We start from the raw sequence: 24,638 nt of genomic DNA on the forward strand, positions 1-24,638 counted from the left end.
TCACCGATACTAAATTGCAAGTAATCGTGTATCGTTCTACAATAAAGTCTACATGAACTATCATTCCGGGTGACGCCTGTCGTGTGAGGGAAAAATTGTCATTACATACTCCAGAGCAAACCGATTAAGGAGGAACGAATGCTAAAAAAAGCGGTTCCTTTATTTATTGTCGTCGTGGTGTTCCTATTTACGACCATGCTTTATACGATAGGGACAGGCGGCCCCTTTTACATGGAAGAGCAAATTCTTCGGGATGCGCTCCGCTCGAAGAGTGGTGTCGAGCAAATGCCGGATGACCGAATCAAGATCATTGCCATAGATGATCATTCGCTGGCACAGCTAGGTCCGTTTCCGTGGGATCGCGCTGTGTATGCTCAGCTCACTGAGAAGCTGATGAAGGCAGGCGCACGTGCTGTTGCGCTTGATTTGCTGTTTATTGAGCCAGCAACGGACATTAAGAACGATAAGGCAATATCTGAACAAGTGAACAAATATGAACAAGTATTTTTGCCTGTTCAAGTTGTCCTTAGAGCGTTGCAAAAAGAAACGGAAAAGTTGCAAATCAAGCGTGTTGATAGGCCTTCACATCAAATTTCTGTCCCAGAGTCACAGCTAGGTCATGTTAACGTCATGCCTGACCAAGATGGCGTGATCAGGAAGATGATGCTTGGCTTGCCTGATGAGCAAGGCCGAATGATACCTTCACTTGGCGTGCTGACAGCCAATCAATTGTTGCCGCCTTCCCAGCAAATCAAATGGGATGAGCAACAGGGGGTATGGCTGCGTGGTGCGGAAGTTATTCCGACGAATGCAAGACATCAAGTGACAATCGACTATTTCTCCTCACCTTATGGTTATGACGAAGATAGCTTATCTGGCTACGATCGTCAGTCGTTTGTGGATGTTTATTCAGGCACGATTGATCCGGCTTACTATAAGGATACAGTCGTCCTAATCGGTGCGTATGCAACATCACTAAGTGATCGGCATATGACTACGGTTAGTCGCTCAATGCCGCTGTACGGGGTTGAGATTCATGCCAACATTGTACAGAATTTATTGGAAGGCCGATTTTATCATGAAGCTGCATTAGGTTGGTCTTTATGTGCTTTGTTGCTAAGCGTAGCTGTTGCGGTATGGTGCGCATCTTCGATCCGAGGCGCAAGAAGTGTATTTTTTTCCATTGTATTAATTGGATTATACACGATCATTTGGATCTTTGCCTACTCGCTCGGTTCCGTCTTTATCCCATACGTGTATGCCTTAATCGGTATGGTGCTCGGTTATGCGTTGATGTCTGCCTATCGAAATGGTGAAGATCGACAAGCGCGCAAACAAGTCGTAGATATATTTGGTCGCTATGTTTCACCTGCTGTTGTTAATGAATTGCTTTGTTCGGAAGAGCCGTTACGTGCAGGTGGTACAAGACAAGATGTAACGATTATGTTTATCGATATACGAGGATTTACGCCATTGGCAGAAGGGCTTGATCCTGAACGAACCCTTGCGCTGTTAAATCGTTATTTGCACGTATGTGCAGAGACGGTATTTCAAAATCACGGCACATTGGATAAGTTTATGGGGGATGGAGTAATGGCGATATTTGGCGCGCCTAATCGATTGGATCATCATGAACGACATGCTGTACAAGCAGCTTTGGAATTACAGGAGCGCTCCAAACCACTTTGCGCAGAGCTAGAAGCTGAGTTTGGAGTATCGGCACGTTTCGGCATTGGAATTCAGAGCGGCGAAGCGGTAGTGGGAAACATTGGATCGGAAACCTTGCGCTTGGACTACACGGCAATTGGTGATACGGTCAACGTAGCTGCTCGTCTTGAGTCACAGGCCAAGCCAGGACAAATTCTTGTGGGCGAGGAAACGCAAAGACGTATTTGTGATGAATACAAGACGTTGTCGCTTGGGCGGATGATGCTGAAAGGGAAGACGATGATGATTTCGGTATTCGAGCTGCTGCCAACAAATACGAGCGAGCAAGAGCGCGAGCTGATGAGTGGGCAACACGATGGAAAAAATGATAGGCAAATGGATACACCACTATCAGGACAGAACGAACAGCATAACGATGGGTGAATTCACATTACTTTACGTTTCATGCCAGCTTGCAACAAACGTTCAGAACGATTTATGTGCACAATTTGTTAAAAAGTGCTGATTTAAAATCGTATTTCAACCGATAAAGAAATTGAGAGGAGGATGAAAGTGAAGCGAATAAGTATGGTATTGTTGGCTGCGCTGTTCATATTTGTCTCACTCGTACCGGCTGGTCTCGTACAAGCAGCAAATAAAGCTGTACGTGTGGCGATCGTAAAAGAGTGGAAAGGAACAGCAACGGTTACGAAGACAGGTGGCGCAAAGCCATTAAACGTGTTTAATAAGATGAGTATTAATCAGGGCGATACGATAGTGACTGGTCCGAAATCTCGCGTCGTGCTTCATCTCGTCGGCGGTGAGGAAGAGGATGAATTAACGATAGGTGCGAACGCTAATGTCAGCTTTACGGAGCTAGAAAATGACGGAGGCGCGAAAACGAATATTGGGGTTCTAGCTGGTTCAGTCTGGGTCAAAGTGAAATCGATTGTTGGAGCCGATGACCGTTTTGAATTAGAGACGCCTACGGCTGTGATGGCCGTGCGCGGGACGCAATTTGGTGTTCAAGTACATCCAGAGGTCGGCTCGACAAAAGTGTCTGTGACAGCGGGTACTGTACGTGTTACGTATCCGGTTGATCAGGTGCCGATAACGATGGGTGTAGAGCCACAGGTGAGCAAAAAGACTGAGGATAGCCGACGTTCTGGCGATTCTCAAATGATATCTTTAGCACAGACAGATGTATATCCTGCCCAAGAGGTTGCTATCATACCTGTTTTATTAGGCGGTGTGATACCCGTACAAGGAAATGCGACCGAGATCATTCAAGCGTACACCAACGTGCAAACGTTTGGCCTAACTGATCCTGCAATAATAAGGGCAATGGCAGCTGGCTATAGTGATGCGATGCAAGAAAATGAGCAATTATTTCAATCGTGGAAAAATCATAAATGCGTTTCATCATCGGCAGGTGCAGCGGAGTCTTGCGCTGCTTTAACGACGTACAAGCAATTAGGCGGTACGAAGGAAGATGAGGTAGCTTTGCTATCGCGAACGATGCACAATATTGGTGCTGTTGTGGGAGAGGCCGTAGGTGTTTCTCTGAAAAAAGGCAACATAAAAGAGGGAGAATTATTAGCTCTTTTGCGCAATAGTTCGAAGTATAAATTAAGCTGGTGGAACGATGCGGCCACAATGAAACTTGCCGCTTCAGAGCAGCAATTGCAGCAACGCATGGAGCTGCGTTTAGCGAAGAGTATAGAGGAAGCCGCTCAAAAAGAGCCGTTCTCGCAAGCGCAAAAAGATAAAATAAAGCTTGAAGCAGAGGCGCGGAAACAGAAGCAGGAACAGTTGAATGTGGAAGCACAGAAGCAGCTTGAGCACAAGTATGCAGAAAGTTTGTCTCCTGAAGGGAAGCAGAAATTTAAGTCCGATCATGTGGAACGTCGAACGGAAACGTGTGAACATTCTTTGAAGACAATGAGTTGCTCTGATTCTACGAAAAAGAATCCGAATGAGGGCAATGTGGTTGTAGGGGGAGGCGGCTCAGGTGGTAATTCTGGTGGCAATCCAAATCCGGGTAAACCTGATCCTGGTGGCAACCCGGGTGGTCCAGATCCAAGCAAACCTGATCCGAATAAGCCAGACCCGAATGTGCCCAAAGAGCAAGATGATGTTATTGAGCTTCATAGTACGGAACAGAAATTAACACCTAATCAATCCTTCACGGTAAATACGATTTTGAAAAGGTTTAAGACGGCTTTGCAAGTGGGTGCCGTTGAACTTACTGTGGACGTTACAGGTGCAAAAGTAGATACATCTAAATTGCAAGCGAACCCGTGGGATTATCGCCACGGCGGCGGTAAATTTATCATTGCAAAGCATGCTGCAGACTATGCGGGCAGCAACAGTGTTGATCAGATCGTAACAACGAATCAGCGTGTGACGTATCGTCTGATGGTGACGCAATCTGGTGATGTCACATTAAAAAGTGATGATCAGTTATTATCGATTCCTTTTGTCGCAGATAGCTCATTTAATGAAGTGATTGTGACGATTACGAACGTGCAATTGTATGATGGCAACGGTAACGCCATTATGTTTAACAAGCCGAAAGAACCGCTTAAAATTCCGCTGAAACCTTAAGGAAAGTGAAGGGGAACGAAATATGGGTCCATACATAAATAAAACATACAGATCATGGCTAGCGTCCACAATAGCCATTACCCTCGTCTACAGCGGTGTAGGCGCAGGAATTGTAGCGGCGTCTGCAAAAAAAGAGATACCGCATAATGCACCAGCGGTCGCAACGAAATCTGCCGCAACGAACGTGTCGACAAGTGCTACACAATCGCCGGAATCGGCACGAAGCGGTGGACAAACATCTGATGCACAACTGAGCAAGGCTTCTTCACGTGCATTCGAATCTTTTCGCTCACCTGCATTTGAACTTGCAACTTGGTTGCGTGCGCCGTTTTGGTATGAAGTTGTGCAATGGTCGGGCAGCGGCATTTCAGGAATGAGCGACGGATTGGGCACTCACGCTCAGTATCGCTTTCCGGCAAGTCTGGTTGTAAATAGCGAGGGGCATTTAATCGTTGCCGATTCTCGCAATCACCGCCTTCGCTCGATCGACCAGAGTGGTCAGACGAAGACGATAGCCGGAGCTTTCATAGAGGAAGCGTCGTCAGCACAGCCACAAGGTGGGTGGCATGACGGAGATGCCACATCCTCTTTACTTAATGAGCCGAGCGGATTAGCGGCAGACGGTCAAGGCCATCTATATGTCGCGGACAGTGGCAATCATGTCATTAGGAAGCTAAGCAAGGATGGCAAGATGACTACCATTGCTGGTGACGGACTGGCGGGCTGGAAGGATGGTGCAGGTAAAGAAGCACAATTCAACTACCCGCGGGCTGTAACGATTAGCGCAGATGGTACGTTATACGTAGCAGATACACTTAACCATGTTATTCGGATGGTCGATAACAACGGTCAGGTGACGACTTTAAATGCACGGTCCAAGCGTATTGTAGAATACGTGCCAGGTGCGATTTCTGCTGCTGGCGATTACCGTGACGGCAAGCTAAGCGAAGCTTTATTTAACGAGCCGTCGGCGCTCGCGTGGGACAAGCAAGGGCGACTTCTCGTCAGCGATACCGGGAATAATCGGATACGTGCCATTGACTTGAGCGCTGGAACGGTAGAGACGATTGCGGGAGCTGCTCCTAAGTATGCTTCAAATGCGTTATATGCTGAGGGAAGCTATAAAGATGGTAGCGCCTTAACAGCGTCGTTTAACCACCCAGCTGGGTTAGCTGTGACACAGGAGGGTGGCATCGTCGTTGCGGACCGTTGGAATCATTCAATTCGTTACATAATGAATGGACAAGTATACACGATTGCAGGCAAAGGAAGCCAAGATGGCAAGTGGAACGGCTTGGCGAGTGAAGCTCGTTTCCACGAGCCCGTAGCCGTAGCTGTATTGCCTAACGGCTCGATCGCAGTAGCGGACGGATTCAACAATGCGATTCGCCTCTTGTATCGTTATGAGCTGCCAGTGGACTTGAAACACGCGCCGCCAAAAGAGGCTGCAATGGTATATAACCGTCAAGTAGCAGGGCAAGATGCTGCACCGTTCAAAGACAAAGAAACGTTGCTCATATCGCTGCGAGGAATGGAACATATCACGCAATTTCGTACCGTGTGGACGCCTGAACGGCAAGAAGCGCGTCTTATTATGGGCGAAACAAGCTACCTTTTACGTGCAGGACACACAGATGTGCAAAAGATAGAGCAGGGTAGGCAGACAAGCTTAACGCTGTCGGCGGCACCTGTAATCCGTGACGGTCGTCTATTTGTGCCAGCTCCTTTCTTTACAGAGCAACTTGGCTTTGATATTCGCTGGCTGCCTGAGCAGCGTGCTCTAATCGTACGCGATAAGCTGCACGTTCGATATACAAACAGACAATCGCTGGCAACGTCGAATAATCCTTAGGAACTGAACTTATTATTGTAGTGATTGCCCGCCATACCGGCGATAACGAATGATGAAGGGAGGGAACAAGATGGACAATAAGAGCGACAGCATGAGTAGCAGCAAGAGCGATATCCAATCGACACTGCCGTCAAACAAAGATCAGGCGTATATGAAAAAATACGTCGCCAGGCATCCAGATAGCCGGATGGGATGGTATTTTCTTGGTAAGCAGTATGAGCAGGCTGGAGAAATAGGCAAAGCTCATTATTGCTACAACCAAGCAGGTGATGTGTTCAAAGCTTTTGAAAATGAACCACTCCCTGCTGAATGGGCAGAACAATTGTCACAAAGGAAGCAAGAGCTGCTACTTCAGCGACAACGCAGACGCCGCAATGCTAAGTTAGTAGCTCTGCTCGTCTTGTTCTTTGCAATCGTCGTAGTAGCTCCAGGCGGGCAGTTGAGTATAGCTGATAAGTTGGCAACCTTTAGCGATGAGCAGGGTCCTTCTATAACGGAACCTCGTGTGGAAGGAAACGGTCATAAACAAGTTAAGTTGCTGCCTGCCTCTCAGGGAGACAGGCTCGGAGAGCTGATACAATCCGCGATTGTTGCAGGTGCCAACAAGAAGATCGAGCTCTTGATTGTCGACGCTAAACGGGATAAACAATGGCTGCTGTGGTCACAACGACCGCGTCCACTGTGGCAAATTACAGTTCCAGAAGCTAAACCTACTGATGATGCCGAGGCAATGGATAGTGCCGATGCTGGTACAAGTGCGAGTAGGTCCCTCAGAGGCGGCGCACTCGTTCAGCCGCTTGCGACACCTAATTGCAAGTGTGAAGAGGCTAAAGCGCAAGCACGGGTTACGGCTAACGAGTGGGCGCTTGAGGCAGAGCGCAAGCTTGTTACGCGCTCTGCGCTAACAGCTGCTGTAAGCCGGGGCATTTCATTACCCGACCGCTGGAACGGATTAGCGAAGCCATATCCGCATAATCATGTGTCGGGTACAACGCCCCATCTAGCAGGAGACTATGCACAGCTTAAAGCTGCGTTCGATAAGCAATTATTGACCGCTGGCGCTGGCACTCAAGGCAAGCAGATGGCGGCTGTCAAAGCGTTGTGGCAAGCGAACGACGCTGACCCTTTCAAGCACCCGCTGCGCATCGTCATCGACAAGCAGCGGCATCGCCTTGCGGTTGTAAGCGGCAATATATTGCTGCGCAATTATAAGGTTGGACTTGGCGGCACACGCACCCCAGTCGGAACATTTAACATTACGGAGAAGGTTGTTAATCCAAATGGCAGCGCAACCGGAACGTACGGCAGCAGAGGGATGGCATTGTCCAACTCGCTTTATGCGATTCATGGCACAAGTGATCTTAGCAGCATTGGCAAGGATAAATCGCTCGGCTGTATACGCATGCTGCCCGCAGATGTTGAGGAGTTGTTCGATATGGTACCGCTAGGTGCGGAAGTACTCATTACGAGCGGCGTATTACCTGCCGAGGAACGGGTGCCACAAGCGTCGGAGCGTTTCCGTGTGCAACTAGCTCCTTCGCAGCAAAATCCGAACAAAGTGTATGAGTGGCTAAGCTAGTTTGTAAGTTAGTTTTACATAAAAAAGAGCCGAACTTAAGCTTCCGGATGGAAGTTGAAAGTTCGGCTTTTTTTACTACTGCTAAAAAAATGATTAACGGGTTTGGTTGTCTTAACGACTTCTAAACAAGCGCTAAACAACCGTTAATCAACTGCTAAACAACTGCTAAACAACTGCTAAACAACTGCTAAACAACTGCTTAACAGCTTCTTAATTGCTCACAATCAATAAGATGGAGACGATAACGATAATGAACAGCAGACTCGCTCCAACCCAGTATAACGCCTTTTTATTTCCTGTATCTTGGGGTTTCGTAGCTAGCGTTGGGGGCTTGCGTTTTGCAGACATCTGTCATCACCTTTCATTTCATAATATCATTTTACTGTTCATGCAAGTTGCTGTTTAAGTCCTTTATGTACTTCGCTATCATTATTGTAATCGTTTTCTAGGTAAATGAACAGATATGTTAATTGGATAACTGACTTTTCTTTTTTTCGAGAAACATTTAAACTGTTATATAGGGCATATACAATTTTGCATAGATATGATCGGAGTGAAACGGCTTGTTGTATCGCAATATAGGGAAACCGATTTTCTTTAAAATGGATCCAGAACGGGCACACCACCTTGTCATTGGAGGATTGGCAACAGCGGCCAAGCTGCCTGGGATGCAATCTATGCTGAAGGGGATGTATGGGGTATCAGCAGACCCTGCACTGACAATGGATTTGTTCGGGCTCACTTTCAATAGCCCAATCGGGTTAGCAGCCGGATTAGATAAAAATGCGGAAGCGGTGCCAGGCTTTTCTTCTATCGGGTTTGGCTTTATGGAAGTTGGGACCGTAACGCCTAAGGGGCAGCCCGGCAATGAGAAACCACGTATGTTTCGCTTGCCGCCGGATGAGGCGCTTATTAACAGAATGGGCTTTAACAACGAAGGGGCAGACACGATGCTCACGCGGTTGTCAGCGCTAACAAAGCGGCCCATTCCGATATTCGTTAATATTGGTAAAAATAAAGCTACACCGAATGAGCAGGCTCACGAAGACTACTTGTCCTGTATCCGTTCGTTGTACGATGTTGCGGACTTATTCGTCGTTAATATTAGTTCACCGAATACGCCGGATCTGCGTAGCTTGCAGCACGGCGATGATTTGCGTGCCTTGCTAACCGCTGTCGTGGCCGAAATGAAGCATCGTAACGAAGCGAGTGGCAAGCAGAAGGCGGTTCTCGTCAAAATTGCGCCAGACGTAACCGACGAGGAGCTTGCGCATATGACAGCGACGATAATGGCTAGTGGTGTATCTGGCATTATCGCGACGAATACGACACTGTCTCGGATGGGGACCGATCATCCGAATCGGTTGGAGAACGGTGGATTAAGCGGCAAGCCGTTAACGGAGCGCTCGACAGAAGTCGTTCGGCAAGTTTACCGTCAGACGGGCGGCCGTATTCCGATTATCGGATCGGGTGGTGTATTTACACCAGAAGAGGCTTACGCCAAAATTCGCGCGGGCGCGAGCTTGGTTGAAATTTATACGGGACTCATTTATCGCGGTCCTGGCATTAACCGTGAACTTGCCGCTGGGCTTAAGCGATTGCTTGCCCGTGACGGCTACAAGCATATTTCAGAAGCCATCGGTGCAGATCATAGGTAGCACTTTCTATTACGGCAAGGGGAATTGTCGCAATAGGGTTGGTTGATCGGATAGGAGGCGTTCGAGTTGGACGGAATGGATTGGGGAAATTTTTTACTGCCTTACGAGCAGGCCGTTGAAGAGTTGAAAGTTAAATTTAAGACGATGCGTGCTGAGCTGAAGAAGCGGGAAGAGTATGCGCCAATTGAGTTTGTAACCGGACGCGTCAAACGCATGACTAGCATCTTAGAGAAGTCAAAGCGACTTAACGTTCCGGTAGAGAACATCGAACGAGGCATTGAAGACATTGCAGGGATTCGCATTATGTGTCAGTTCGTAGAAGACATCAGGCGAGTAGCGGAGCTGATCCGTCAACGCAAAGATATGAATGTACTGTATGAAAAAGACTACATTACGAATTTCAAGGACAGCGGCTATCGCAGCTTCCATATGATCGTCGAGTATCCGGTACAAACGGCGCTTGGACAAAAGCTCGTGCTGGCTGAAATTCAGATTCGCACGTTGGCGATGAATTTCTGGGCGACGATCGAGCATTCACTCAACTACAAATATCGCGACAGCTTGCCGGAAGATGTGAGGGCACGTTTGAAAAAGGCGGGCGAAGCAGCTTTTATTCTTGATAATGAGATGTCGAGCATTCGTGAAGAAATATTAGAAGCACAAATAAGCTTTGAGGATCACTCTAAAATCGTGCAAACGTGCTTGTCCTGCATTCAAGCGCTATACTCGTACCATCGCGTAAGCGAAGCGATACAGTTCCAACGCAAGTTCAATGAGTTGTGGGAGCAACGTGATATGGTCGGTATGAAGCAGTTGGAGGAAGTATTGATTGCGGAAATTAAAGCGGCGAAAAAAAGTATCGGTCAGCAACCATGACCGATGCCGCCTACGATCGGTTATACGTTCAGTTCTTAAAGTTATTTAATGAAGAACGGGACTATTATACGTGCCATGATGTTATGGAAGAGCTATGGCTCGAAGAGGGACGGAAGCCTCTGTTGCAAGGATTGCTGCAAGTAGCAGTAGGGCTGCATCATCATCAGAACGGGAATCGCCCGGGTGCTATAAAGTTGTTGGAAGCGGCCTTAAACAAGCTCAATGGCTACGCAGATGAGATTATGGGCATTCAGTTACATAAGCTAAGACAGGATACGGAACTCGTGTTGGCTGCACTCAAATGCGCAGCGCATTTGCCGCCGTTTCGTGATATCACGATTGAGGTGCTTGATCCTGCGTTACAACAACAAATCGATCAGGTGGCTTTGCCAGCTGAAGAAGATGATTAAAGGATGGTGCGTAGTCACCATCCTTTTCGTTATGATGCTGATCGCGTCGCGCGTAAGCATTGAGCATGTCAGCTTGCTGATCGCGTCGCGCACAAGCATTGAGCATGTCAGCTTGCTGATCGCGTCGCACACAAGCATTGAGCATGTCAGCTTGCTGATCGCGGCGCACATAAGCATTGCACAAATCGAACTTGCGTGATCACGCAATAGAAATGCGGGCACGCTTCCATCCTTGTGCCGACATCCCGATTTGCCCGCTAACGTGAAATGGTATCGTAAAGATATAAACCATTTACGAAGCGGAGCGTGAGTTACACATGATCAAAATACGACCATCAGTCGCCCATTTTTTCAATGTATCTGATCCGAAATACGTCCAGTTTTTGCGTCAATACGATGCAAAAGGCTGGAAGCAGATTACGTTTTACATCAGTATGGCCCTATTTCCTGGGCTACTCGCTTATATCGGTGTCTTTCATTTGCGAGAATCAATCATGTTATGGACAGGAATGTCTAGTCATTACGCACAATATACCGTTCTTGTCTTGCTAACTGCGGGCTGGCACATCTTCGTACCGCTGCTGTCATTGCGATATGTGGATAACATGACATTGAAGCAATCCCTTTGTTATTTAGGATTTAGACGACCCGATCTGAAAGGGCTGCTCCTTGTGTTTCCGCTATTAGCCATCATTATGACCTTGTTGTCCATCCCTTATTTACACACGATATATCCACCGTTGTACCACTTTTTTAACTCCATCCCGTGGCTTGCGATTGAATCATGGCATATTTATGTCGTTGGTTACTATGATTTCCCTTTTTTCCTACTGCTTATTGGCATAATCGGCAACTTTATCGGTGAAGAGATGTATTTTCGTGGCTATATATTGCATAAACTCGGCAGCGTCAAAGGGGATTGGATTATCGTTGGTGTCCTATTTAATGTGTACCATTTCTGGCAAGCGCCAATTAACTGGGCGTACATTCCATTCTCCATATTTATCCCCTTTGAATTACTCGTAAAGTTGCGCAAAAATATTTATGGAGCTATTGCTCTGCACCTGTTCACTAATTTTTTATGGGGCACGATTACGTACATGCTTGCTGGTGTGAGATGACTTTAACGATAGCCTCTAACAATATAACTCTATAACACTATAATTCATTAACTCTGCTGAGACACATGGGGGAGAACTACGACTATGAGCGCATTCGTGAAAAAGTACGATCGATTCATTGGCTTAAGTGTGACACTGTTTGTACTGTTAGCGATTTATATTCATGCTGCCTCGTTTCAGCATCCTTATGTCGGGCTATACATTGGTTCCACCGACAACGGCTGGCAAATTGAACGCATCGATCCGATGGGCGAAGCCCATAGTTGGCCTATTCAGCAGGGAGATACGGTTCGACTTGTAAACGGCCTGCTTCCTGATGAAATGATACGGTCTGACGAAATGGTTCAATATGAACACATGGGCTCAGGGCTGCTGCTCATTGAACATGCGAGCTCGATCAGCTTTCAACGGAGTAATGAGGTATCTTGGACAGAGGATGTCGTCCTAACTGGGCAACAGTGGTTTAATCAGGTGCTTGCGATTGTGCTGGAAAGTATTTTGTTAGCCATGGGGTTAATGGCCTATTTTAAAAAAAGAGAGTCGTATCTTGTTCGCAGTTTCTTTATGATTAATGTGTTGATGGCTGTTACGATCTTAACGTTGTTTTCTTCCGAAATGTATATCTCCAATCTAATTCTTATTCATTGTGCGATTTGGATGCCTTACGCGCTACTCTCTTTTTTCATCATCTTTGTGTTTAGGTCCGTGCAACCCGCACTCAGGCGTACAATGTTATTGTTTCGCCTTGGTTTACTAGGTTTGTCGTTATTTGCGATCGTTACGTTCATACAAGGACATATTGCTGACTGGCTTCGTGGTTCGGTGCATCTTATTTTTATCGCTATGTTAGTTGGTATTGGCATCATTGCCTACGTTTATTGGAAATCACTAGATTTGATTGAGAAAAATCAGCTACTTACCTTTGTTATCGTGTTATATCTCAGCTTACTGCCGTACATTTTTTTGGTTGCGATACCGGATTTGCTATGGCAGGACTATTTGTTGCGCCCTGAATATGCGTTGATCGGATTTGTCTTGTTGTCAGCTGTCATCATGTGGTTACTCGTCAAGCGAAACATGCTAGATATGCGTTTTTACATGCGTAGCATTGTGCTGCATAGTTTGTATTTGGGCAGTTGTCTGCTGCTATTTGTAGCGGCGGCTAAATGGGAACGGATGTGGCAGTTGCTGCTACTATTCGCCATCTTTGCGGCTTTGACTTATGTGTATCAGCATAGTTTATCCATCATGAGGCAAAAGGCCGTATCTCGGCAAACTTGGCTGCAACAGCAGCAGTTCAAGCTATCTCTGCAATGGATGGAGCACAAAAATGTGCGCGGACTCATCCGCATGCTCGCCGATGTTATCGATTACACCGTTGAGGTTGAAGGCGTGTGCGTTGTATGGAAAGAACCGAGTTATGCGACGGTACACGGTACAGGTAAATATGCTGGTGCTGAGACGACCATAACGACCATAACGAACATAACGAACATGAGGGATGCAGTCTACCGTACGCTAGAGATGCAGTACGATTTTGCGTACATAATGGATCTTGTTGATCCTGAGTCTGGCGATGAACTTGGCTATTTGTGTATCGGCCCGAAAAGGAATCAGACCTTATTTACAGACGAAGAACGCAAGCTAGTCGAACTTGTTCGCGCGGAGACGCTGCAATTGTTAGTGAATGCAAGACAATTATCTGCTATGCGGCAGGAAGGAGAGCAGAAGTCCGGCGAGGAGACGACCAACTGGCTAGCAACATTACAAACCCCGCAACGGATACTGGAAGCGCAGCAGGCAGAGCGAATGCGGACATCGTATTATCTACACGATCATATTTTGCAAAATATTATTTTTATGTCGCGTGATATCGAGGAGTTGTATGCGACTGGTGATGTACGTAAAGCGCGTGTTCAAGCTTGGCTTTCCTGCCTGTACGGGACGCAGCAAGATATTCGCTTGCTATGCGATGATCTATATCCACATATCATCGATAATGTGGGACTTAAGGAAGCGGTGGAATGGCATGTGCGTTCCATGAAGAGCCAATTGGCAACGCACTCTATTCAAGTTGAGCTATGTTATGAATTGGACCCGCAGTTGGAACTACCACAATGGCTCAAGGCGACCTTGTTTCGCATCAATCGGGAGCTGATCAACAACGTGTTCAAGCATGGACAGGCAAGCGCGGTTCACGTTTGTGTTTGGCAGACGGCCGAAAATATTCATCTAAAGGTGGACGACAACGGAAAGGGCTTTGATGTGGCGCATGTATTTGATGATCATGCCAGCCAATCGTTTGGTTTGATTACGATTCACAATCAGGTGCAGCAGCTTGGCGGGCTGTTTCGAATTGAATCTGACGTGGACAAGGGAACATGTGTCCATGTGCAAATTCCGTTGATAAAGGAGGAAGGAAGTCATGGATTCGCGCATAAAAGTGATGTTGCTGGATGATCATCCTTTAATGATGGAAGCGTTAAAGGATCGGCTTGATAGGGAGCCTGATATTCAAGTCGTAGCCACTTTCCAACATCCACGACAGCTGCTCGATCACATCGAATATCATAACGCTGATGTAATTGTGATGGACATTTCAATGCCGCATATGAATGGCTTTGAATTGGCAGCTGTCTTGAAGGAGCGCTATGGATTGGCGCTAAAAATGATTATGTTATCGGGCTATTGTTACGATGCATATGTGACTAAAGCCTACGAAATGGGCGTACACGCGTATTTGTCCAAGCAAGCCACTTATCCGCAAATCATTAACGCGATTAGGCAAAGTGCGCTAGGCCATGTGCTCATGTCAGACAAGTGGCTAACGCACACGCGCACAGACAAGCTGACGCTAACAGAGCGGGAAGTGCTGACAAGAGTCGCACAGGAAATGACGAATAAGCAAATTGCCTGCGAGCTCATGATGAGCCAGCGTACAGTGGAACACCATCTTAGCTCGATGAATCAAAAGCTAGGTGTTCGTACACGCATTGGTGCCGTTGCCAAAGGCTATGAGCTTGGCTTACTTGGGCAAATGACGATTGCTGGAGATGATTCTAACCGTTAACGTAAAGCGCTGGGGAACGTTAGCTGCCTTTTTTACATACACAAACGATTTCGTGTCCTTCGCCATTGCTTTGCAGTTCAGCCTGCCATTTGACAAGCTGTTGCAAGGAGAGGGAGGACTTGTCTTTAAGCTGACCAATGCTGCTCACATCACGCACATGTCTATTGATTTCTTGCCTTGTAAATAAAGACACACTTTGTAAGTTGGCTTTGCGTAATAACATTTGTATATGTTCCATTGTAAAATGGGATAAATGATCGCGTTCGCTCAACAACGGCGATTGCAGTCCGTGAATTTGGTTCGTTAACGAACGTAAATTCGGAACGCTGAACAGCATAATACCGTCTTGATGCAGTAATGAAGCGGCCCCCTGCAAAAAGGAAATGGGATCAGCTTGATGTTCTAATACGTGCCAGAAGCAGATGACTTGTACATCGGTAGCAATTGGTTCTGACGCTGCCAGCTTAACAGGATCAAACATGTCGCAACGCAAAGGTAGATTGAATGTCTGGCTCGCGTATTCACAGGCAGCCACGGATGGTTCAATGCCGATGACGTCCCAGCCGATGCTGTTCATTAGGTGGAGAAACTCACCTGTGCCGGAGCCGATTTCTAGCAGTCTACCTTTTTCAGCCGCATATGGATAGAACATTTGAATGAGCAAATGATTAAAAGCAGCGTGCTCATGAAACGTTTGCTCGGTATACTGCTCTCTCATTTGTACCCACTGCGCATCGTAGATTTCAGAAATGTACTGTTCGATCTGATGCTCCAGCACGGGCTGATAGATGAACGCACACTGTGCGCATTTTACGAGTTGAAAGGTAGGGTACGTTGAAAAAAGAACGGCCTCGTGATGCTCACAAAGCGGGCAACGATAGGATAACGATGTTTCATTGTTAGTAGACATACGATAACCTCCATGAACATTGGAAATGTTGCATTATGTTTCATATATATGCAGCGATCATGCTGTACATGTATAAAAAAACAAGCTGACACCTATGACGTATAGGCATCAGCTTGCGTGAATAAAAGATGATAGATTTTGGATACGATTAGAAAATCGCTTAGGAAATCGTTTTGTGTATTTTGTTGATATATCGCCAGCGAATGATAGCAAAGTAGAGAACTTGGATGAGTACAAAGCAGGCGATTATCGTAAATGAGTCCGACACTAGAGCATAGTGGACGAGTTGCTGCAGGGAGAAGATAGCAAAGCTACTATGCATAATCGCGACTATAATCGGCAGGAAGAACATAAGTAGCAGTTGCTGCGTAACCATCTTTTTCAACTCTAGCTTGGTCAGTCCTAATTTACTAATTAATTGGTACTGCTCCTTCTCACGCTCTAGGTCTGTATACAAACGGAAGTAGAGGAAGCTTGCTGCAAATGTAAAGAACACGATGCCAACGAGCACACCAGACATCATAAGCAGCCCATTTTCTTGCTTATCCTTGCGCCAATCCAAATATAAAGAATTGAAATAATAAATCGCAACATGTTCATCGAACTCTCCGATTTCGTCCATCAATTGAAAGGAAACATTTTTGGTTGTCTGCTCCCAGTTCTCGACAACGAAGCCGTAAAATTTTCGAATCAGGGTACTTTCATTGGATAGAGCCCTAAACTGCTCAAATTGAGCGTCAGTTACGACAATACGGGCACTATTAAGGGCAACGTCCGGAATCATGTTGCGGATTATCGCTTTTTTCTCATTGAGCCTAATCTTTTGATTACTTTGCTCCACTTCGAGCACATTGCTAGGATAAACCCCTTTATAATGATCATGATCATCTTGCTTGCTAGATACGAGCAGGGCTTCATTACTCGCTAACGTTTCGCTTTCATAACCGAGTGCAGTCGACAATGAATTATAATCAGACAGATTCATCATAATCTGGCTGTTATCTGTGAGCATCAGTGTAACGGTGCCGAAGCGGTATGGGATTTGAGCTTGTTCTAATTTCCGTTTAATCGTGGCAATATTCGACTGCTCCGCTTTATGTTCACTGAAGGTCGTGTAGCTGAAAGCATAAGGGTTTTTCATTTCCGACAACCCTTTGTTGCTTGCCGCTGCACAGACACCAATTGCCGTAAATGCGACAGCCGACGCGATTGCGATCATGAAAAACATATTCGCGTTGTCCCTCATGCGATACGTTAGCTCTGAGAACATTAATAGATTCGTACGCTTAAAGAACAACCGCTCTTGCTTACGCAACCAGCCTATCAGATACACACTAAGCTGCGTGAACAAGAAATAAGTACCTATAATCGTCAAACCTACACCCGCAATTAACAAGGGGACGAGGTCTGTGTTGATGGCAAATAAATAAACCGCAAGGTAACCAGCTAGGATTAACATGACAGCGAGCAACGAGAGCCAAATGGATGCTTTCAGTTCTGGCTTTGGCTTATCTTCAGCTTTGATCAATTCAATGAGTTGATTCATTTTCAACATGCGTGACGTAAACAGTGAAATCGCCAAAAACAAAACTAAGAACGCAACGAACGTAAGAGCGATTGCTTGCCAGGGCAAGTAGAAAGGCAATCCTTGATCAATGACTAATACTGTTGCAATTATGAGCAATATTAATTTGGTGAAAATAATGCCGACCGTTATTCCCGTCATAATGGCGGCTATGCCAATCATCATATTTTCCATAAATACGAGTCGAAACAGCTGCTTGGGTGTTATGCCGTGTATAAGCAAGATACCAAATTCTTTTTTTCTCGTTTTGAGAAAGGAGCTGACCGAGTACAGTAAGAAGAAAAATGAAAATACAAAAATCAACAGTTGGGCGACGGACATCGCGACTTTTCCGAACACATTCACGGTATGGCTCGTTAGTGTTAGTTCGCCTTGCAGATCAGGATGGAATTGCAGCATGGCATACGTAAAGAACATCATGACCGAGAAGGCGCTGCTTAAAAAGTGAGCCGCATATGTGCGTTTATTCCGAATGACGTTGTTAAACGCGTATTGTCGAAAAGTCATGCGCATTTCCTCCTAACAGGGACAGCACGTTAATAATCTTTTGGTAGAAGGCCTGTCGATTGTCACCGCAATAAATTTCATTGTACAGCTGACCGTCTTTAATAAAGACGACGCGGTCACAATAACTTGCAGCTAATGGATCATGTGTAACAAGCATCGCTGTGGTGTTATCTTGCTTGTTCAGCTTCGCCAGCAATTCCATGACATCGCGTGCCGACTTGGAATCCAGATTGCCTGTCGGCTCGTCTGCAAGCAGCAGCTTGGGCTGATGAATAACGGCGCGCGCAATAGCGGTGCGCTGTGCTTGTCCACCTGAGATTTCGTAGGTGCGTTTGTCCAAAATCGATTCCATATCTAGCTTCTGCGCGAGCAGCGCCACTTGTTCATTCATATACGACAGGGGTGTCCCATCTAAGGTAAGCGGGAGCAAAATGTTTTCTTTTACCGTTAAGGTCGGTAATAAATTAAACGCTTGAAAGACAAATCCTAGCTTGCGACGGCGAAATAAGGCAAGTTGCTCTGGTGAAAGCTCATGAGGATTATCGCCATCCACCATCATTTTTCCAGAAGTCGGTGTATCAATTGTGGCTACCATATTCAGTAATGTCGTTTTGCCACTGCCTGACGGCCCCATAATGCCGACAAATTCGCCTTGCTTAATCGTTAAATCAATGTTTTTTAAAGCTTCGTAAGACACTTTGCCGCGGTATATTTTACTTAAACTGCTTAATTGCAGCATATCCATTTTGCTAATCTCCTTTACACGTTCATTATTTAACCTAAGTGTAAACAAAATGCATGATATTTCATAATGTGGCGGCTTTCATTTGTCTTACAAAGGTGTAAGGTTTTAAGGTGAAGATTCCCTTGGTACAAAAAAACCGATGAACTTGAAGTTCATCGGTCGGTATCCACGTTGCAAGCCGTGCAAGCCGTTATGGAGCCGCATACGGAAAAATAAGGCGGACGGTAGTCCCGCGCTTTGTGCTGGGCGTGTCGGATGTTGCGGATTGTATTTCCACCTGGTGATTCAATTTCGTGGCAACTTCGTGGACGAGATATAAGCCCATGCCTGTAGATTCTTTAAAAGTACGACCGTTTTCCCCCGTAAAAAAGGGACGGAACACACGAGGCAGATCAGCGGCCGGAATGCCAACCCCGTGGTCTTGCATTTCAAGAATTACAGCTCGTTCTTCGGTATAGGCCGAAATATTGACTTTCCCGCGGCTGCCGGCTGAATATTTGATCGCATTGGTAAGAAGCTGATCGAGCATGAAACTAAGCCATTTTCGATCCGTATTGACGGTCAGCTGTGGATCGATATTCAGTTCAGGATACACGTAATTGCGAATAAAAAAGCGCTTATTTTCATGGACGACCTTATCGACACTCTCGAACAACGCCACCTTCTCCACATAAAAATCTTGTTCAAACGTTTCAAGGCGAGAGATGTATAAAGCCATTTCGAGTCCTTTACGAAGTCGATCGGTTTCCTCAGCGATACTGTCAAACGCAGGGTCTACACTGTCTTGGGTCATTAGTTCAATGACGGACAGCGGTGTTTTCATTTGATGGACCCATTGGTTCATGAATGCAATATGTTCCTGTTGTTTATGCTCCCACGTTGTTAGCTCTTGTTTATAGTGGGAGTACTGTGTTTCTAACAGCTTCGTGAGTGCCACTGATAAAGGTGCTAGTTCTTTACTGTGGATGGTATCGTTCAACGAAACAGGCGGGCTTGATAGCCTTGAGTAGAACGATTTATGACTGATATAGCGAAATGCTAAATAAGCGCAGAGCAGAAAAACACCTAAAAATACCGAGTACAGCGCTGTACGAAGGTCGTTATAGCCGTCAAACCAGTAGACCAACAGCACGACAAACAACTGCACGATTGAAAAAAGGATAAGCGGAACATGTTCTCGCAAAAATAAGCGCATGGCGGTGTACTCCTTTATTTACTCCATGTGATGTGCAGGCGGTACCCGACCCCGCGTATCGTTTCCATGGCATCCTCAATGCCTAGATCAGATAGCTTTTTACGGAGGCGCGTCATATTTACACTGAGCGTGTTGTCATCGACATACGCATGATCATCCCACAGCTTGTCTAAAATTTTGTCGCGGCTCACAACGCGAGGATAGCTTGTCATGAACACTTCTAACAAGACGGCTTCCTTCTTCGTGAGCAGGACCGATTTGTCGTGCAGCAACGCTTCTAGGCGTTCAGGATATAGGACAAGGCCGGTTTGTTCGATTTTACGTTCATCGGCCTGCGCTGCATATGCGCCATAGGCGCGGCGCAGGTGACTACGAATCTTGGCCAGTACCAATTCGTAGTGGAACGGCTTGGTCATGTAATCATCGGCGCCATATTCGAGCGCCATCACTTGATCCATCTCTCCATCACGTGCCGAAATAAAAATAATCGGACAAGTGGATATGGTACGAATTTGGCGGCACCAATAGTAGCCGTCAAAGCTCGGCAAATGAATATCCATGACGACCAAATGTGGTTGTATGGATTGAAATTGGTCAAGGACATGTTCAAAGTCCGTTACGATAATGGCCTCGAATCCATACTTGCGAATGTGCTGCTGGAGCATTTCAGCAAGTTTAGGATCGTCCTCTACGATCATGATTGTCTCCATCATCTTTATGAAACCCTCCGATTCATTTCGTTACATCAATAACATAATGGGATGCTAAATCTGTAATTAATCTAGCAAATTTATAAAGTGAAGTCTAATTATAATTGAAAAATGCAAAAGCAAATGCAAAAATCCCCTCCAAGTGCAGCCACTTGAAGGGGATTATACTATCTGACCTGAAATGGTCGATGTGCTTTACTTGGTGATCACTTGATCACTGCACTTTGTGGACAGCTTTCAATAAAATGGGAGCGAGCATTCCCATAAAGGCTGCATTACCTGCAGCATGATACGTGTCAAACAGTAAACCAAACTTATAGTACGTCCAAAAATGAACAGGTCCTAACGCCCAGGCCGGCGTCGAAACGATAAATCCGTATAAATAGCCTGTTAATGCAGCGAATCCAACAAGGGCAACTAACGGTATTTTCTTATAGTAGGGCTGTAGGAAGCTAGCCAAAATGGCAACTGAACCCCATGCACATACTTGCCACATCGTCCAAGGCCCGTGCCCGAGTACCATGTTCGAGCCAATTGCTGTCGCAATGGCGACACCAAGGCCGTACCTCATGCCTAAAGTTATCGCTGCAATCATAATAATGGCAGTGGAGGGCTGTACATTCGGAATGTGAAATTGATTGGTCAATATTCGGCCACCAATACTTAAAGCCGATAAGCAAATAGCGATAGTCATGTTTCTTATCATTGGAGAAGCAGCTATGCGTTGTAGCTGGTTATGAACGGCTTGCATGGGCATTAACCTCCTTTATTTGTTCGTTACGTATGTATCGTGTAATTTTACGGCTAGAACAGCAGCCATTTCTCGGGATACCTTTTGCGACGGATTGAATTTACCGCTGCTATCTGTCATGAGTCCATTTTCGTGTACAGCTGCAATGTAGAGCGCAGCAGGGTGCTGCTTCGATACATCTTTCAAGCTCACCGTTTTCTTAGCTGTTAGCTTAAAGCCTTTGCCAAGAATAATTGCAGCTTGCTCACGCGTTATGGCTTCATTTGGTTTGAAGCTGTTATCTGCGAACCCGCTAATCATGCCAATTTCCTTAGCCTTGACGATATACGGATAATACCAATCTTTTGTCTTTACATCTTTGTATTCTGTCTTGCTCGTTACGTTCACATCTCCATACAAGAGCTTAACGACAATTTTAAGGAACTCAGCTCTCGTTATTTCTTTTTTGGGCTGGAATGTTACTGTTCCGTCTTTGTTTTTTGTTCCTTCGAGGATGCCAAGCTGTTTTGCGCGAGCAACAGCTTCTTTCGCCCAAGGAGATATTTGATTCCGATCGCTATATTTAGAAAGATGCTCAGTAACAGTAACGGCAGCAGAGTTAGCGTCTGTGTTTTTTCCGTTTCCTTGATCGGTAGTTGATTTGCTGCCTGAAGCGGGTTTACCGTCTTTGTTGCTGTTATTGCTGTTATTGGTTCCAGATTTGTTGCCTGTCTCTCCAGTGCTAGGTACTGAGGGATTGCCGGAATTAGAATTTCCAGCGGACCCACCCCCCGGGGGAACGCCGCCACCTGTATTCGTGGGGGGAGTTCCAGTGTATTTCCATACAATGCTGTCGCCATTGTTTAGTTTGTAAGCACCTGCTGATTCATTTGGCTCGGTACCATTAACAGAATATTTCCAGCCACTAAGGGCTCCGTTTGCTCGTTCACACAAGTCCATCGCACAAGACACATATAAGCTTTCGCCTGATCCTTTATGCTTGATGTTGCTAGCGCCTACCAGTCCGACAAGCGCGTCGAACGCGGTCATATCTGCGCGGTACGTTTGTTGATTGCTAATCGGCAAGCCTGACTTAGGTACTTCAGTCATGACGGATACCGAAATAGATGGAGTGACAGTACCACCGCCACCGCCGCCAGTGCCACCACCGCCACCATTGCCTGGTGGATTCGTTACGGGATCAACTCCAGTGTAGGTCCATTTTACCGTGTCGCCTGCTTTAAGCTTGTATTCGTCAGCTCCTACGGTAGGTTCTTGATCGTTGACCCAATACATCCATCCGCTCGTTTTGCCATAGGCACCAGATTCAAGGCCTTTTATGCCCGCTATGTATTTCATCGTGCCGTACATTTTGTATTTGATCTGATCGGCTCCTACAAGCTTCGTGAGTGCTGTATCAACCGTATCGCCTTCCTGCAGCGTAACTTTGCCTGACTGCGGGAAACCTGTCCATTGCTTCTCTGATGTGACATTTATCGAGACATCGAACGCCTTCGGATCTGGTTTTTGTGGTGGTGTCGTGTTGTATCTAGATTTTAAATCATAGAAAATACTATTGTGTTTACCATTTGAAAATTTTTGATAAGAAAGGTACGCCAGCATGACATCTTTGGTCGCCATTCTGTCGCCGGTTGCACGTGCTTTTTTATATTTGTAAAGTCCGTTGGTCGTGAGGTATGAATACAGATTGTCCAATGCATTTTTGCCATCTTGCTTGTATGCATCTGCTGTTGGATTTTTTCCAACTGCGGAAAGACCAATCACAAGCATAGCTGCGCTATTGCTGTTGTCTAACGGTTTGTCTTTAAAAAATTTATCCGCATGATAGACAGCATCTGACACGCTCGGTTGCTGTATGTAGGGGGCCAATCCAGCCATAATAATGCCGGTCATATCCGCATTTGGTGTTGAACCAAAGAATGACCATCCACCTGCTGGAAGCTTGAGCTCCAGTAGCTTTTTAATCAAAAAATCTCGTGTGACAGGCGCGCCTGCTGGAACCTCATATGGTCCAGAGTCGAGGGCTAATAACATGTAAACGACGTCATTGGAAAGACTTAATTCATTCGTGTCAAAGTTAACTGCTTTGTCCAGCAGGTTAATACCTTCAATATTCGTAATATCGACACCTGCTGCTGTAAGGCCGATAATCGCTTTCGCAATGTCAGTTCCCTTTGTGTAATTGCCTTTTTCAGCGATGACGGCTGCTTTTGCTTGCTCGATATAAGTGCTAGGGATGGTATTGCCTAGAACATTGTCCGCTACCGCTGACCAATCATCATATTGGGCGGCTGAATAGGCCTTAACGACTCGTTGAACCTCAGTATTCAGGTTGAAACTAGGTGCAGCAGCAGCTGCTTGATGAAGTGGAGCTGCACTTATAGCGACTGTCAAGAACAATGATGCAGCCATAAGCAGGGATAAGATTTTCTTCATGCTGTCTCTCTTCCTCTCCATGATAAAAATAAAATAGCTTCCGACACAAAGGCAGGAGCTACGGTTATTATCATATGAGGAATATGATGAATAACCCGACCTTTGCCTCGAAAGTTCAGGTTAAATGATCAATGGGAGAAACCGACCTGACTAAGGCTTACGCCTATCACAGTGGCGGGACCGTGCTGGATTCACACCAGCTTCCGTCTCTCACATTGTATTTAACTTTTAGCATTATATAACAGGGAATGAACCCCTGTATATAAGATTTTATACAAGGCATGAGGGTGAGCGTTAATACCATTTAAGTGTCTCACTATATATAGAGACAAAAAAAGATGCAGCGACTTTTCTAGAAATAGAAAAGTTACTACATCTTGTTCAGTGCGGAATCCGTTATTTCGTACCGCACTCTTCGTCTTCAGGATCTAAGTTAAATTGCCACACGATCCCGAATTTATCCGTTAAGCTGCCGTAGCCTTTGCTCCAGAACGTTTCCTGAAGATCCATGGCTACTGTGCCGCCTTCTTTCAATTGATCAAATGCGGATTGTAGCTCGTCCATATTGTGGCTGTTGAGGGTAAGGCTCACATTGTTTCCGACTACAAACGGCATATTAGGAAATACATCGGAGAACATCACTTTCCGTCCGCTAATATGAATGAATGTATGCATAATGAGGTTCTTTGCTTCTTCAGGAAGTGTAAAGTCTGGGCTTGGAGGTGAATCACCAAAGGTCATAAACTGCGGTTGCTCCGCTCCGAATACTTGCGCGTAAAATTCGACTGCTTCACGACAGTTCCCCTTAAAATTAAGATAAACGTTTAAAGCCATTGATAAACACTCCTTTGAATATCAAATTTCAATGGATAACCATTGATAACTGTTCGTATTATTACCCTTAGCAGGAATAAATAAACTTTTTTCAAAAATGATGTCCATTAAAAAAAGGATTATTTATCACAGCGGAGAATACGAA

General features: G+C 45.8%; 20 protein-coding genes and 1 riboswitch. Of the genes, 11 read left to right on the forward strand and 9 right to left on the reverse strand.

Going from position 1 to position 24,638, the window contains the following annotated elements:
- Nucleotides 1-138 precede the first annotated feature (138 nt).
- The 4 genes from KIK04_RS18405 to KIK04_RS18420 all read left to right on the forward strand — a co-directional run bounded on the left by KIK04_RS18405 (nt 139) and on the right by KIK04_RS18420 (nt 7,685).
- Nucleotides 139-2,091 (forward strand): CHASE2 domain-containing protein, encoded by a 1,953-nt coding sequence (locus tag KIK04_RS18405; protein ID WP_232275045.1) that lies wholly within the window; start codon nt 139-141, stop codon nt 2,089-2,091.
- Nucleotides 2,092-2,220: 129 nt separating this feature from the next.
- Complete coding sequence (locus KIK04_RS18410; protein WP_232275046.1) at nt 2,221-4,254, forward strand: FecR domain-containing protein; 2,034 nt, start codon at nt 2,221-2,223, stop codon at nt 4,252-4,254.
- 22 nt (nt 4,255-4,276) lie between these two features.
- Nucleotides 4,277-6,106: a stalk domain-containing protein gene (locus tag KIK04_RS18415; protein ID WP_232275047.1), complete on the forward strand. Its 1,830-nt coding sequence runs from the start codon at nt 4,277-4,279 to the stop codon at nt 6,104-6,106.
- A gap of 70 nt (nt 6,107-6,176) precedes the next feature.
- Entirely contained in the window at nt 6,177-7,685 is a 1,509-nt protein-coding gene (locus tag KIK04_RS18420; RefSeq protein WP_232275048.1) for a L,D-transpeptidase, read from the forward strand.
- Nucleotides 7,686-7,895: 210 nt separating this feature from the next.
- Here the strand turns inward: KIK04_RS18420 and KIK04_RS18425 are convergent, their stop codons facing one another.
- Complete coding sequence (locus KIK04_RS18425) at nt 7,896-8,033, reverse strand: hypothetical protein (RefSeq protein WP_232275049.1); 138 nt, start codon at nt 8,031-8,033, stop codon at nt 7,896-7,898.
- A gap of 215 nt (nt 8,034-8,248) precedes the next feature.
- Here KIK04_RS18425 and KIK04_RS18430 point away from each other — a divergent pair, with 215 nt between their 5' ends.
- From KIK04_RS18430 to KIK04_RS18460, 7 genes are all read left to right on the forward strand, one after another.
- Nucleotides 8,249-9,343, forward strand: a complete 1,095-nt coding sequence (locus tag KIK04_RS18430) for a quinone-dependent dihydroorotate dehydrogenase (RefSeq protein WP_232275050.1) — start codon at nt 8,249-8,251, stop codon at nt 9,341-9,343.
- A 66-nt stretch (nt 9,344-9,409) separates the two neighbouring features.
- Entirely contained in the window at nt 9,410-10,219 is an 810-nt protein-coding gene (locus tag KIK04_RS18435; RefSeq protein WP_232275051.1) for a GTP diphosphokinase, read from the forward strand.
- Nucleotides 10,216-10,629: a DUF309 domain-containing protein gene (locus KIK04_RS18440; protein WP_232275052.1), complete on the forward strand. Its 414-nt coding sequence runs from the start codon at nt 10,216-10,218 to the stop codon at nt 10,627-10,629. The genes KIK04_RS18435 and KIK04_RS18440 overlap by 4 nt, the downstream gene beginning before the upstream one ends.
- Nucleotides 10,622-10,828: a hypothetical protein gene (locus KIK04_RS18445; RefSeq protein ID WP_232275053.1), complete on the forward strand. Its 207-nt coding sequence runs from the start codon at nt 10,622-10,624 to the stop codon at nt 10,826-10,828. The genes KIK04_RS18440 and KIK04_RS18445 overlap by 8 nt, the downstream gene beginning before the upstream one ends.
- A gap of 118 nt (nt 10,829-10,946) precedes the next feature.
- Entirely contained in the window at nt 10,947-11,750 is an 804-nt protein-coding gene (locus KIK04_RS18450) for a CPBP family intramembrane glutamic endopeptidase (protein WP_232275054.1), read from the forward strand.
- 84 nt (nt 11,751-11,834) lie between these two features.
- Nucleotides 11,835-14,210 carry a sensor histidine kinase gene (locus KIK04_RS18455; RefSeq protein ID WP_232275055.1) on the forward strand — a complete coding sequence of 792 codons (2,376 nt, stop codon included), beginning with the start codon at nt 11,835-11,837 and terminating at the stop codon, nt 14,208-14,210.
- Nucleotides 14,176-14,820 carry a response regulator transcription factor gene (locus KIK04_RS18460; RefSeq protein ID WP_232275056.1) on the forward strand — a complete coding sequence of 215 codons (645 nt, stop codon included), beginning with the start codon at nt 14,176-14,178 and terminating at the stop codon, nt 14,818-14,820. Before KIK04_RS18455 ends, KIK04_RS18460 begins: the two co-directional genes overlap by 35 nt.
- A 19-nt stretch (nt 14,821-14,839) precedes the next feature.
- On the opposite strand, the gene KIK04_RS18465 is transcribed toward KIK04_RS18460, so the two are convergent.
- The 8 genes from KIK04_RS18465 to KIK04_RS18500 form a co-directional block, all read right to left on the reverse strand.
- Entirely contained in the window at nt 14,840-15,730 is an 891-nt protein-coding gene (locus KIK04_RS18465) for a class I SAM-dependent methyltransferase (protein ID WP_232275057.1), read from the reverse strand.
- A gap of 160 nt (nt 15,731-15,890) precedes the next feature.
- The gene (locus KIK04_RS18470; RefSeq protein ID WP_232275058.1) at nt 15,891-17,822 is read right to left on the reverse strand and encodes an ABC transporter permease; all 1,932 of its coding nucleotides are present in this window, start codon (nt 17,820-17,822) and stop codon (nt 15,891-15,893) included.
- Nucleotides 17,797-18,567 carry an ABC transporter ATP-binding protein gene (locus tag KIK04_RS18475; RefSeq protein ID WP_232275059.1) on the reverse strand — a complete coding sequence of 257 codons (771 nt, stop codon included), beginning with the start codon at nt 18,565-18,567 and terminating at the stop codon, nt 17,797-17,799. The genes KIK04_RS18470 and KIK04_RS18475 overlap by 26 nt, the downstream gene beginning before the upstream one ends.
- A gap of 190 nt (nt 18,568-18,757) precedes the next feature.
- On the reverse strand, nt 18,758-19,762 hold the full coding sequence (locus tag KIK04_RS18480; RefSeq protein WP_232275060.1) for a sensor histidine kinase: 1,005 nt from the start codon (nt 19,760-19,762) through the stop codon (nt 18,758-18,760).
- Between the two features lie 14 nt (nt 19,763-19,776).
- Nucleotides 19,777-20,472: a response regulator transcription factor gene (locus KIK04_RS18485; RefSeq protein WP_232278811.1), complete on the reverse strand. Its 696-nt coding sequence runs from the start codon at nt 20,470-20,472 to the stop codon at nt 19,777-19,779.
- A 214-nt stretch (nt 20,473-20,686) separates the two neighbouring features.
- The gene (locus tag KIK04_RS18490; protein ID WP_232275061.1) at nt 20,687-21,223 is read right to left on the reverse strand and encodes an ECF transporter S component; all 537 of its coding nucleotides are present in this window, start codon (nt 21,221-21,223) and stop codon (nt 20,687-20,689) included.
- Between the two features lie 15 nt (nt 21,224-21,238).
- Nucleotides 21,239-23,659 carry an S-layer homology domain-containing protein gene (locus tag KIK04_RS18495; protein WP_232275062.1) on the reverse strand — a complete coding sequence of 807 codons (2,421 nt, stop codon included), beginning with the start codon at nt 23,657-23,659 and terminating at the stop codon, nt 21,239-21,241.
- Between the two features lie 89 nt (nt 23,660-23,748).
- Nucleotides 23,749-23,891, reverse strand: a riboswitch (adenosylcobalamin (AdoCbl) riboswitch).
- Between the two features lie 164 nt (nt 23,892-24,055).
- On the reverse strand, nt 24,056-24,493 hold the full coding sequence (locus KIK04_RS18500) for a VOC family protein (protein ID WP_232275063.1): 438 nt from the start codon (nt 24,491-24,493) through the stop codon (nt 24,056-24,058).
- Nucleotides 24,494-24,638 lie beyond the last annotated feature (145 nt).

Origin of the sequence: Paenibacillus sp. 481 (assembly GCF_021223605.1) — a bacterium.
GTDB lineage: Bacteria > Bacillota > Bacilli > Paenibacillales > Paenibacillaceae > Paenibacillus_B.

Excerpts from the sequence above, each read along its gene's own strand:
- KIK04_RS18460 (WP_232275056.1), top strand. The coding sequence starts at position 14,176 with ATGGATTCGCGCATAAAAGTGATGTTGCTGGATGATCATCCTTTAATG.
- KIK04_RS18480 (WP_232275060.1), bottom strand. The coding sequence starts at position 19,762 with ATGCGCTTATTTTTGCGAGAACATGTTCCGCTTATCCTTTTTTCAATC.
- KIK04_RS18495 (WP_232275062.1), bottom strand. The coding sequence starts at position 23,659 with ATGAAGAAAATCTTATCCCTGCTTATGGCTGCATCATTGTTCTTGACA.
- KIK04_RS18425 (WP_232275049.1), bottom strand. The coding sequence starts at position 8,033 with ATGTCTGCAAAACGCAAGCCCCCAACGCTAGCTACGAAACCCCAAGAT.
- KIK04_RS18475 (WP_232275059.1), bottom strand. The coding sequence starts at position 18,567 with ATGGATATGCTGCAATTAAGCAGTTTAAGTAAAATATACCGCGGCAAA.
- KIK04_RS18450 (WP_232275054.1), top strand. The coding sequence starts at position 10,947 with ATGATCAAAATACGACCATCAGTCGCCCATTTTTTCAATGTATCTGAT.
- KIK04_RS18420 (WP_232275048.1), top strand. The coding sequence starts at position 6,177 with ATGGACAATAAGAGCGACAGCATGAGTAGCAGCAAGAGCGATATCCAA.
- KIK04_RS18470 (WP_232275058.1), bottom strand. The coding sequence starts at position 17,822 with ATGACTTTTCGACAATACGCGTTTAACAACGTCATTCGGAATAAACGC.
- KIK04_RS18485 (WP_232278811.1), bottom strand. The coding sequence starts at position 20,472 with ATGGAGACAATCATGATCGTAGAGGACGATCCTAAACTTGCTGAAATG.
- KIK04_RS18465 (WP_232275057.1), bottom strand. The coding sequence starts at position 15,730 with ATGTCTACTAACAATGAAACATCGTTATCCTATCGTTGCCCGCTTTGT.
- KIK04_RS18455 (WP_232275055.1), top strand. The coding sequence starts at position 11,835 with ATGAGCGCATTCGTGAAAAAGTACGATCGATTCATTGGCTTAAGTGTG.
- KIK04_RS18445 (WP_232275053.1), top strand. The coding sequence starts at position 10,622 with ATGATTAAAGGATGGTGCGTAGTCACCATCCTTTTCGTTATGATGCTG.
- KIK04_RS18405 (WP_232275045.1), top strand. The coding sequence starts at position 139 with ATGCTAAAAAAAGCGGTTCCTTTATTTATTGTCGTCGTGGTGTTCCTA.
- KIK04_RS18500 (WP_232275063.1), bottom strand. The coding sequence starts at position 24,493 with ATGGCTTTAAACGTTTATCTTAATTTTAAGGGGAACTGTCGTGAAGCA.
- KIK04_RS18415 (WP_232275047.1), top strand. The coding sequence starts at position 4,277 with ATGGGTCCATACATAAATAAAACATACAGATCATGGCTAGCGTCCACA.
- KIK04_RS18490 (WP_232275061.1), bottom strand. The coding sequence starts at position 21,223 with ATGCAAGCCGTTCATAACCAGCTACAACGCATAGCTGCTTCTCCAATG.
- KIK04_RS18440 (WP_232275052.1), top strand. The coding sequence starts at position 10,216 with ATGACCGATGCCGCCTACGATCGGTTATACGTTCAGTTCTTAAAGTTA.